Below are 9,674 nucleotides of genomic sequence, written 5' to 3' on the forward strand. Positions count from 1 at the left end.
CCAGCGCCTGGCCCGGCCGACGGCTCAGCTGGCGGTCTGGCGCTTGTACTTCCGCTGGAACCGCTCCACCCGCCCCGCCGTATCGATGATCTTCTGCTTGCCGGTGTAGAAGGGATGGCACCGGGAACAGATTTCGACGTGAATTTCCGGCCTGGTGGAACGCGTGTGGATGACTTCCCCGCACGCGCAGGTGATCGTCGTCTCGACGTACTCAGGATGAATGCCAGCCTTCACGGCCTACCTCCCCTGGAAGTACCAAGCATACCACCGGTCTAGAAAAATGCCAAAAACACAAGGGGTTCCGGTGGTTCGAGCGCCGGCTTCGCCGCCGCAATTCTGTCCTGGGGAGGCATCGGAGGGGGCCGTCGAGGCCCCCTCCGACGAGGATGGGGGACGGAGTCCCCCTCCGAGTGTTACCCCATCGAGTGCATGGCGGCGAGGAATTCGCGGTTGCTCTTCGTCTGCTTGAGCTTGTCGAGCAGAAGCTCCATCGCCTCGACCGGATTGAGCTGGGACAGCGCCTTGCGGAGCAGCCAGACCTTCTGCAGCTCGTCCTTCTCCAGCAGCAGCTCTTCCTTGCGGGTGCCCGATTGCTCGATGTTGATCGTCGGGAAGATGCGCTTGTCCATCAGGCGGCGGTCCAGATGGACCTCCATGTTGCCGGTGCCCTTGAACTCCTCGAAGATGACGTCGTCCATGCGGCTGCCGGTGTCGACGATCGCGGTGGCCATGATCGTCAACGAGCCGCCTTCCTCGATGTTCCGGGCCGCCGCGAAGAACCGGCGGGGCCGCTGGAGCGCGTTGGCATCGAGCCCGCCCGAGAGCACCTTCCCCGAGGAAGGAATGATCGCGTTGTGGGCGCGGGCAAATCGCGTGAGTGAATCCAGGAGGACGACGACATCCCTCTTGTGTTCCACCAAGCGCTTGGCCTTTTCGATCACCATGTCGGCCACCTGGATGTGGCGCTGGGGCGGCTCATCGAAGGTCGAGGAGATCACCTCGCCCTTGACCGTCCGCTGCATGTCGGTGACCTCTTCCGGCCGCTCGTCGATCAGCAACACGATGAGGTACACCTCGGGATGGTTGTGGGCGATCGCGTGGGCGATCGACTGCAGCATCATCGTCTTACCGGTGCGCGGCGCGGCGACGATCATGCCGCGCTGGCCCTTGCCGATCGGCGTGAGCAGATCCATCACCCGCGTCGTGAGGTTCTCCGGGTCGTGCTCCAGCCGCAGCCGCTCCATGGGGTAGAGCGGCGTGAGATTGTCGAAGAGGATCTTCTCGCGCGCCTGCTCGGGCCCCTCGAAGTTGATCGCTTCCACCTTGAGCAGCGCGAAGTAGCGCTCGGAGTCTTTGGGCGGGCGCACCTGACCCGAGACGGTGTCACCCGTCCGGAGATCGAAGCGACGGATCTGCGAGGGCGAGACATAAATGTCGTCGGGACCGGGCAAGTAGTTGTAGTCCGGTGCCCGCAGGAACCCGAACCCATCGGGCAGGACTTCGAGGACGCCCTCGGCGTAGATGAGCCCGTCTTTCTCCGCCTGCGCCTGCAGGATCTTGAAGATCAGCTCCTGCTTGCGGAGTCCGCCCGTGTTCTGGACGTTCAACTCGCGGGCGATGGCGTTCAGGTCGACAATCGCCTTCTCCTTCAGCTCGGAGAGATTCATTCCACCGGCGGGGGTCTCGGTCGTCGAATTTCCTTGGCCTCGGTCTCGGCGGGCGTTCATCAAACGGCTCCGGGCACGGCGCTCATGGTCGCCATGAGGTTAGTGGTCGCGCGTTGTACGCGGGTTTCTGCGGGGTTGGAACTACCAACGGCAACGCAATGTTCCCACTCGTCGGCAGATTTGTCAATGATTTTGTCACATGCGGACCTCGATGATCGCGCGCTGTTTGATCTCTTTGAGCCAGGCCTCCAGGCGGGCCTCGTACTTTTGCCGGAAGAGGATCTCTCGCACCTGCTGCCGCGCCCGCTGGAGAGCCTCCCCTTCCAGCGCCTCCTTCGACTCCAGGCGGAAGATGTGGTGGCCCAGCGCCGACCGATAGGGCCGGGAGGTCTCACCGGCCCGCAGGCTGAGGATATGCGTCTCGACCTCCGACGCCAGCTCGCCCCGCTTGAGGGTGCCCAGGTCGCCGCCGTCCTTGGCGCTGGCGTCCTGCGAGTGCTGGCGCGCCAGCTCGGCGAAGTCGGCGCCCTCGAGGATCTGGGCCCGGATCATGTCGGCGCGGATGCGGGCGGCCTCCCAGGCGGCGTCGGAGGCCCCCGTGGGCGTGATCAGGATGTGACGGGCATGATAGCTCAGCCCGGTTTCGAGCTTTTCCCGGTTCGCGGTCAGGTACCGGTCGATCTCGTCCTCGGTCACGGACACCCGCAGCGTCACCTTGCGCCGAATGATCTTGGAGACGCGGACGGCGTCCCGCACCTTCTTCTTCACCGCCTCCATGGTCAACCCCTGGGCCTTCACCATGGCCTCCAGGTCGTCCTTGCTCTTGGCACCGAACCGCTTCATGCGTTCCGTCAGCTCTTCGTCGACCTCGGCGTCCTCGACGGTGATCTTTTCCCGCTCCGCTTCCTGCAGCTGCAGCCGGTTCTCGATGATCCGCGTCAGGAACTGCTGGATCAGCTCTGCGTCCGTCACCGAGACGGCCCCGCGGTTCTCCTGGCGGTACCCGGCGATGGTCTCCTGCAGCTCGCCGAGTGTGATGGCGTCGTTGTTGACGACGGCGACGATGCGGTCAGCCACGCTGTCCGCCGACAGCGCAATCGGCGCGCGCGCCGGTGCCGGCGACTGCGCGTGTCCCGGCGGCGGGGCCATGCGGGCGGTGTTCGGATCGGAGCCCTTGGACTTCCCCATGAACGGCATCCAGCGCGGAGCCGCACAGCCACCCAGGAGCGCGGCGAGCATCGTCAGGGCCAGCAGCTGGCCCGTCACGGGCGCGCCAGCTCGCCGAGCAGGTGGAGCAGGGAGTCGCGCACCACCGGCCACTCGCCGCGGTCGATGGTCGCCTCCAGCGTGAACTCGCGCTTCATCAGGAGCCGTCCCCGGCTCCTCTGGATGGCGCCCACCAGTCGCTGCGGCTCGACCGGCGTCGCCGGCGCGAACGTGACGAGAGCCCGGCCCTCCCCCGCCTCGATCCGCTCGATGCCCAGGGCGCGGGCCGCCACGCGAATGCGCACGATGTCGAGGAGCTGCTGGCCGGGCTCGGGCAGGGGACCGAACCGGTCCGAAAGCTCTGCGCGCAGATCGGCGACCTCGGCGTCGGCCTGGGCACCGGCCAGCCGCTTGTAAAGCGCCAGGCGCTGGTTGACTTCGGGGACATAGTCTTCGGGCAAGAAGCCTTCGACGTCGACGCTGACGACCGGCTCGACCGTCGTCGCCGCCGGTTCGCCCCTCAATTCTCGCACGGCCTCGGTCAGAAGCTTCGAGTAAAGATCGAAGCCGACGGCGGCGATATGGCCGTGCTGCTGGGCCCCCAGGAGGTTGCCGGCGCCCCGGATCTCGAGGTCGCGGAGGGCCAGCTTGAAGCCCGAGCCGAGTTCGGTGAGCTCCTGCAAGGCGCGGAGTCGGCGCTGAGCCTGCTCGTCGACCCGGCCGTCGGCCGGCACCAGCAGACAGCAGTAGGCCTGCTGGCGCTCCCGCCCCACGCGCCCCCGCAGCTGGTAGAGCTGGGCCAGGCCGAAGCGGTCGGCGCGGTTGACGACGATCGTGTTCGACGCCGGGATGTCCAGCCCGGACTCGATGATCGCCGTCGAGACCAGCACGTCCGCCTGGCCGCTCACGAACTTGACCATGGCCGCCTCCAGCTCGCGCTCCCGCATCTGGCCGTGCGCCATCGCGATGCGGGCGTCGGGGACCAGCTGCTGGAGGAGGCGCGTCATCGAGGGCAGCGACTGGACGCGGTTGTGGACGAAGAAGACCTGCCCGCCGCGCGCGAGCTCGCGCTCCAGCGCCTCTTTGATGACCGCCTTGCTGAAGCGGCGGATCATCGTCTCCACCGGCAGCCGGTCGAGCGGCGGCGTCTCGATCACCGACATGTCGCGCACGCCCGAGAGCGACATGTAGAGCGTGCGCGGGATCGGCGTGGCGGTGAGCGCCAGGACGTCCACCGACGCCCGGAACTGCTTGAGCCGCTCCTTGTGGGCGACGCCGAACCGGTGCTCCTCGTCGATGATCAGCAGGCCCAGGTTCTTGAAGGTGACGTCCTTGGAGAGCAGCCGGTGGGTACCGATCACCACGTCCACGGCTCCGGTGCCCAGCCCCTCGATCACGACCTTCTGCTCCGCCGGCGCGCGGAAGCGCGACAGCAGCTCGACCCGAGCGGGAAATGGCGCGAACCGCTCGCTGAACGTCCCGAAGTGCTGCTGGGCCAGCACCGTCGTGGGCACCAGCACGGCGACCTGGGTGCCGTCGGCGACGGCCTTGAAGGCGGCGCGGAGTGCCACCTCGGTCTTGCCGTAGCCCACGTCGCCGGCGACCAGGCGGTCCATCGGGCGATCCGTCTCCATGTCGTGCTTGGCGTCTTCGATGGCGCGCAGCTGGTCGGGCGTCTCCTCGAAGCGGAAGGCGGCCTCGAACTCGCGTTGCCAGGGCGTGTCCAGGGAAAAGCCGTGGCCCTCGGCCACAACACGTCGCGCGTAGAGCTTCAGCAGCTCCTCGGCCATGTCCCGTAGGGCCGCGCGCACCGACTCCTTGACCCGCTGCCAGGACGCGCCGCCCAGGCGGTCCAGGCGGGCCGCGCCGGCGTCGCCGCCCAGGTACTTGGAGATGAGATCGAGCCGCTCGACCGGCAGGTAGAGCTGCTCCCCTTCCGCGTACTCGAGCAGCAGGAAGTCGCCCTCGCGGCCCCCGACGCTCATCGTCCTGAGCCCGAGATAGCGCCCGATACCGTGGTCCTCGTGAACGACGAGGTCACCGACTGCGAGGTCGGTGAAAGCGCCCAGGGGGGAGCCGCGCTGGAACCGAGGCCGCTTGAGCGTGCGGCGGCGGGCGCCAAAGATCTCCGTCTCGGTGAGCAGAATGAAGCCGAGGGCGGGGATGGAGAACCCGCTCCCGCACTCGCCCACGACGATCGCGAGCCCTTCGGGACCGTCGAGCATCGCCGTGGCCAGCGCCTCCAGGCCGTGCTCGTGGAGGATCTGGCGCAGGTGGTCGGCCTGGTGGGCGTCCGCGGCCACCAGGCGCACGCGGAAGCCCTCGCGGCGCCACCGCGCCAGCTCGTCGGCGAGCTGGGCGAACTTGCCGGAGTAGCGGCCGACCGCGTGCGTGTCGAGGGTGAACCCCGAAGGGCCGGACGCGCCGGCGACCAGCTCCAGCTCGATGCGCTGCCGCTCGCCGAGACGCTCGCCCAGCGACGGCCGGTCCGGCGCCTCCTCGGTGGGCTCGTCCAGGAGGCGCGGCGAGTCGATGACCACGGGCGCGGGCGCGGGCAGGTACTCGAGCAGGCTCGACGCCCCCGCCGCCTCGGCCGGGGCGCCGCCGGCGTCCAGGGGCAGGACGACCAGCTCGTCCAGGTGCGCCTGGGAGCGCTGGGCGGTCGGGTCGAAGAGTCGGATCGACTCGATCTCGTCGCCGAAGAACTCGAGCCGGGCCGGCGCCGGGTGGGTCGGCGTGAAGATGTCCACGATGCCGCCGCGCACGCTCCACTGCCCCACCTCCACCACGGTGTCGACGCGCTCGTAGCCGGCGTGCTGGAGCGCCTCGATGAGGAGCTCCCGGTCCAGGCTGTCGCCGACCGAGAATCGGAGGGTGCCGGCGCCGAACGCCGCCGGCGCCGGCAGCGGCACGTCCAGCGCGGCCGGCGTCGCCACGACGGCGATGGGCTCCCCCGCGAGCAGGCGCCGGCAGATGAGCGCGCGCTCGGCGTCGGCCTCGCGCTCGTGGCCGCCGCGCCAGAGACGCGGCTCCCGCTCGGCGAACTCGAGGGCGGGGGCGCCGAAGAACCTCAGATCCTGAGCCCAGTGATGGGCCTCCGCCAGGGACGCGGCCATCACCAGGGCGGGGCGGGGATGCGCGTGGAGCAACTCGGCGACGGCGAGCGCGCGGGCCGAGCCGGTGAGGCCGGCGACGCGCAGACAGACGACCCCCTCGGCGAAGGCTTTCGCCAGCTCGTCAAAGGGCGGCCACTGTCTCAACATCGAGCGAACGACCCCTACCCTACCACGACCCCCGGGCCTCGCTGCGACCGCGACGTCGGGAGGCGCCGCCGGCCGAGGCCCGTGACGTCGTGCGGCAGCACCGGTCGATGCCCGCGCGCTCGTCGGGCCCGGCCGGGGCCTCCGACGTCGTGCGGCAGCGCCGGTCGGGTGGCCCTCCGAGACCCGTGTCTCAGGGGACCGCCCCACCGAGAAGAGGGGCGCAACCTATCGCGCCGAAGCGTGGTCGAGGAAGGGCCCACCTGACCGGCGCTCACCGCGCGCCTTTCGCGAGGTAGAAGCTGAGAGTCTCCAGCTCGATCGACAGGTCCACGTCCTTGAGCCGGATGTCGCGGGGCACGCGGATGCGGACGGGCGCGAAGTTCAGGATCGCCTTGATGCCCGCGGCCACGAGCTGGTCCGTTACCACCTGCGCGCTCTCCGCCGGCACCGCCACGATCCCGATCTGGATGCCCCGCGCCTTGACCTCGCGGGCCAGCTCGCGGGCGGGGAGGACGGGGACGCCGTCGACCTCACGGTTGTATTTGGCGGGATCTTCGTCGAAGATCGCGCTGATCCGGAACCCCTGCCGGGCGAAGCCCTTGTAGTGGAAGAGCGCCGAGCCGAGATTGCCGAAGCCGACCAGCGCGACCGGCCACTCCCGATGGAGGCCCAGGATCTTCTGTAGCTCGGCCTTGAGGCCAGAGACGTAGTAGCCGATGCCGCGCACGCCGAACTCACCGAAGTACGCCAGGTCCTTGCGCACCTGCGCCGAGTTGAGGTTGAAGCGCTCGGCCAGCTCTTGGGACGAGACCGTCTTGACGCCGTCCTCCTCGAGCTGCAGCAGACAGCGCGTGTAGACGGAGAGACGCCGAATGGTCATCTCCGGGATCTTGGAGAAGCGATAGCTGGCGCGCCGGGGCATCCGGGTTCATGGCGGCGGGCGCGCGCTCGACGCCGCGCCCGCCGCCCTGGGCGTGCCTACTTGATCGGTTGCACGAACAGGAGAATCATCGCGACGACGAGGACGTAGATGGCCAGCGACTCGATCAGCGCCAGACCGATGATCATCGCGGTCTGAATACGCGCCGCCGCCCCCGGCTGGCGCGCCATCGCGTCGACGGCGGAGGCCACCGCGCGCCCCTGGCCGAGCCCGCAAAGACCCGCCGCCAGCGCCATGCCCAACCCAGCGGCGATCACGGCGAAGGGACCAATCCATCCGCCGCCGCCCCCGGCGGCTTCTGCGGCGGACGCGACACCCGGAATCCCGACGACTGCCAGACCCACCAGAATCAGTGAACGTGACACGACCTTCCTCCTCTCAGCGTGTTTGCTTCTGCTCGTGGTGATCCGCGTGGTGTTCGGTCTCTTCGATCGCTCCGGAGATGTACAGCATCGTCAGCATCACGAAGATGAATGCCTGGAGAACCGAGACGAGGATCTTGAGGGGGTAGAGAAACCCCACGGTGAAGGCGATCATGATGATGCCGCCCAGGCCCCCGACCAGGGCCCCGGCCGCGCTACCCGACAGCGCCCACCCGATCAGGCCGTCCAGCCCCATGAGAAAGAAGATGATGGCCAGCAGGATGTGCCCCCCCGTCATGTTGCCGAAGAGTCGCAAGGAGAGCGACAGCGGGCGGGCCAGGTGGCTGATCAGCTCGATCGGGATCATGAGCAGCTTGATGGGGACCATCCCCAGTGACCAGGGCATCGGACCCGCGAAGTGGTTCAGGTAGGTGCCGAGGCCCTGCTTGCGGATGCCGATGGCGTGGTAGGCGATGAAGACCGTCAGCGCGCAGGCCGCGGTCGTGTTGAGGTTGGCCGTCGGCCCGACCACGCCCGGCACGATCCCCAGGAGGTTCCCCATCAGGATGAACAGCCCCAGGGTGGCGATCAGCGGCAGGTAGCGACGGCCCTCGGGCCCCATGACGTCGTCGATCAGCCCGAGGAACTGCTCGAGCACGACCTCCAGGAAGTTCTGCAGCCCGCGGGGCACGAGCGCGAGGTTCCGCGAGGCCAGGAACGCCACCACCGTCAGCACGATCATCACCAGCCACGTATAGGTGACGTGGTCGGGAATGCCCGGCAGGCTGAAGATGGGCGGGTGCTCGATCGCCTCCATCGCTACTTCTCCGCCGTCTGCCGGGCGGCGTGAAGCCCCTCGAAGATCAGGGCGCCGGGGACGACGGTCAGGCCGGCGACGACGGCGGCGGGGTGGACCCATCCCGACGCGAAGAGGAAGGCGAAGGCCGCCAGCAACGCGACGAAGCGCGAGCCCGCGCAGAGGGTCCACACCAGCCTGGCCTGGCGACCGCTGGCCGCCGTCGACGAGACGCCACGGGCCAGCCACCAGAAGTTGGCGATCGCGAGGGCACCGGCGGCCGTCACGCCCAGGCCCGCCGGCGCGCCACCCAACCACGAGGCGAGCAGGGCGAGCACCATCATGGCCCCGGCGCTCTCCGCCGTCACGCGCGCTCTCAGCTCACTCACGATTGTCGAGTTTCCGTTCGGCGGCCTTCACCGATCGAAAGAGGGTTACGAAGCCCGCAGCGATGCCGAGCCCCAGGCCGACGAGGGTCAGCCACGGACTCGTGCCCAGCCAGCGGTCGGCATAGTACCCGGCGCCGAGACCGATCACGGTCGCCACCACCATCGCCATCCCGATCGAGGCCAGCTCGCCGACGGACTTCCAGGCAGGCTCGGGGGCCGGCACCATGTGAACAGGAACACTAGCACATCGTCCCGATGCCCTCAAGACGAGCCAACGCTTTGATTTCCTTCGCGTTTGCCCGACCGGAGGCCGGTGGGGTCAGGCACAATCGCGCCCTACCCGAACATCCCGCCCATGCGGGCGCCGGCCACCCGGTTGATGACGACGAGGCTCAGCGCCGCGACGATGATGAGGATCACCCCCAGCGCCGCCGCCTCGTTGGCGCTGCCGGCGATGTAGAACGAGAAGATCCCCACCGGGATCGTCTCCCAGCCGCCGAGCGACAGGAACAGCACGGCCGAGGCCTCCTGCAGCGACGTCATGAACGAGAACAGCGAGCCGACCAGCACGCCGCGCCAGATCAGCGGCAGCGTGACGTCGCGGAAGCTGCGCAGCCCCGTCGCGCCCACGCTGGCCGCGGCCTCCTCCATCGAGCGGTGCACCAGGAGCAGCGAGGCGTAGGCGCCGCGCACCGTGTACGGCAACCGGCGGATGCAAAGCACCAGCGGCAGCACGATCCACAGACTGGTGAGCTTGAGGTCGAGCCACGGCAGCGGGAAGTGAAAGGCGCGGATGTAGGCGATGCCGATGGCGGTGCCCGGCAGGGCCAGGATCAGCGTGTTGAGCCCGTCGAGCGTGTCGCGTCCGGGCAGGCGCGTGCGGGCCAGGATCCAGGCGATCGGCACGCCGACCACGACGCAGCCCAGCCCGGCCAGCGTGGAGTACAGGAAGCTGTTGAGGATGTACTTCGGTGTCTCCACGATCACGCGCTCGTAGTACTGCCACGTGTACTGCACGGGGAACGGCGTCAGCGACCAGCCCTTGCCGACC

General features: G+C 68.7%; 10 protein-coding genes. All 10 read right to left on the reverse strand.

What is annotated here, in order from left to right; translation table 11 throughout:
* Positions 1–24 precede the first annotated feature (24 nt).
* Entirely contained in the window at positions 25–234 is a 210-nt protein-coding gene (gene rpmE, locus VGV13_21715) for a 50S ribosomal protein L31 (protein HEV8643697.1), read from the reverse strand.
* Positions 235–413: 179 nt separating this feature from the next.
* Positions 414–1,667, reverse strand: a complete 1,254-nt coding sequence (gene rho, locus VGV13_21720; GenBank protein HEV8643698.1) for a transcription termination factor Rho — start codon at positions 1,665–1,667, stop codon at positions 414–416.
* A gap of 195 nt (positions 1,668–1,862) precedes the next feature.
* Entirely contained in the window at positions 1,863–2,933 is a 1,071-nt protein-coding gene (locus VGV13_21725; GenBank protein ID HEV8643699.1) for a peptidylprolyl isomerase, read from the reverse strand.
* Positions 2,930–6,136 (reverse strand): transcription-repair coupling factor, encoded by a 3,207-nt coding sequence (gene mfd / locus VGV13_21730; protein HEV8643700.1) that lies wholly within the window; start codon positions 6,134–6,136, stop codon positions 2,930–2,932. Before mfd ends, VGV13_21725 begins: the two co-directional genes overlap by 4 nt.
* Positions 6,137–6,407: 271 nt before the next feature.
* Positions 6,408–7,058 carry a redox-sensing transcriptional repressor Rex gene (locus VGV13_21735; protein HEV8643701.1) on the reverse strand — a complete coding sequence of 217 codons (651 nt, stop codon included), beginning with the start codon at positions 7,056–7,058 and terminating at the stop codon, positions 6,408–6,410.
* A 56-nt stretch (positions 7,059–7,114) separates the two neighbouring features.
* A complete protein-coding gene (locus VGV13_21740) occupies positions 7,115–7,441 on the reverse strand; it encodes an ATP synthase F0 subunit C (GenBank protein HEV8643702.1) in 327 nt (108 codons plus the stop codon).
* A 13-nt stretch (positions 7,442–7,454) separates the two neighbouring features.
* Positions 7,455–8,255: a F0F1 ATP synthase subunit A gene (gene atpB / locus VGV13_21745; GenBank protein HEV8643703.1), complete on the reverse strand. Its 801-nt coding sequence runs from the start codon at positions 8,253–8,255 to the stop codon at positions 7,455–7,457.
* A 2-nt stretch (positions 8,256–8,257) separates the two neighbouring features.
* Entirely contained in the window at positions 8,258–8,623 is a 366-nt protein-coding gene (locus tag VGV13_21750) for an ATP synthase subunit I (GenBank protein HEV8643704.1), read from the reverse strand.
* Positions 8,616–8,849 (reverse strand): AtpZ/AtpI family protein, encoded by a 234-nt coding sequence (locus VGV13_21755; protein HEV8643705.1) that lies wholly within the window; start codon positions 8,847–8,849, stop codon positions 8,616–8,618. The genes VGV13_21750 and VGV13_21755 overlap by 8 nt, the downstream gene beginning before the upstream one ends.
* A gap of 110 nt (positions 8,850–8,959) precedes the next feature.
* Positions 8,960–9,674, reverse strand: a 715-nt coding sequence (locus VGV13_21760; protein ID HEV8643706.1) for an ABC transporter permease subunit, incomplete at its 5' end; no start/stop codon positions are given.

The sequence above is a fragment of the Candidatus Methylomirabilota bacterium genome, assembly GCA_036001065.1.
GTDB lineage: Bacteria > Methylomirabilota > Methylomirabilia > Rokubacteriales > CSP1-6 > MNEF01.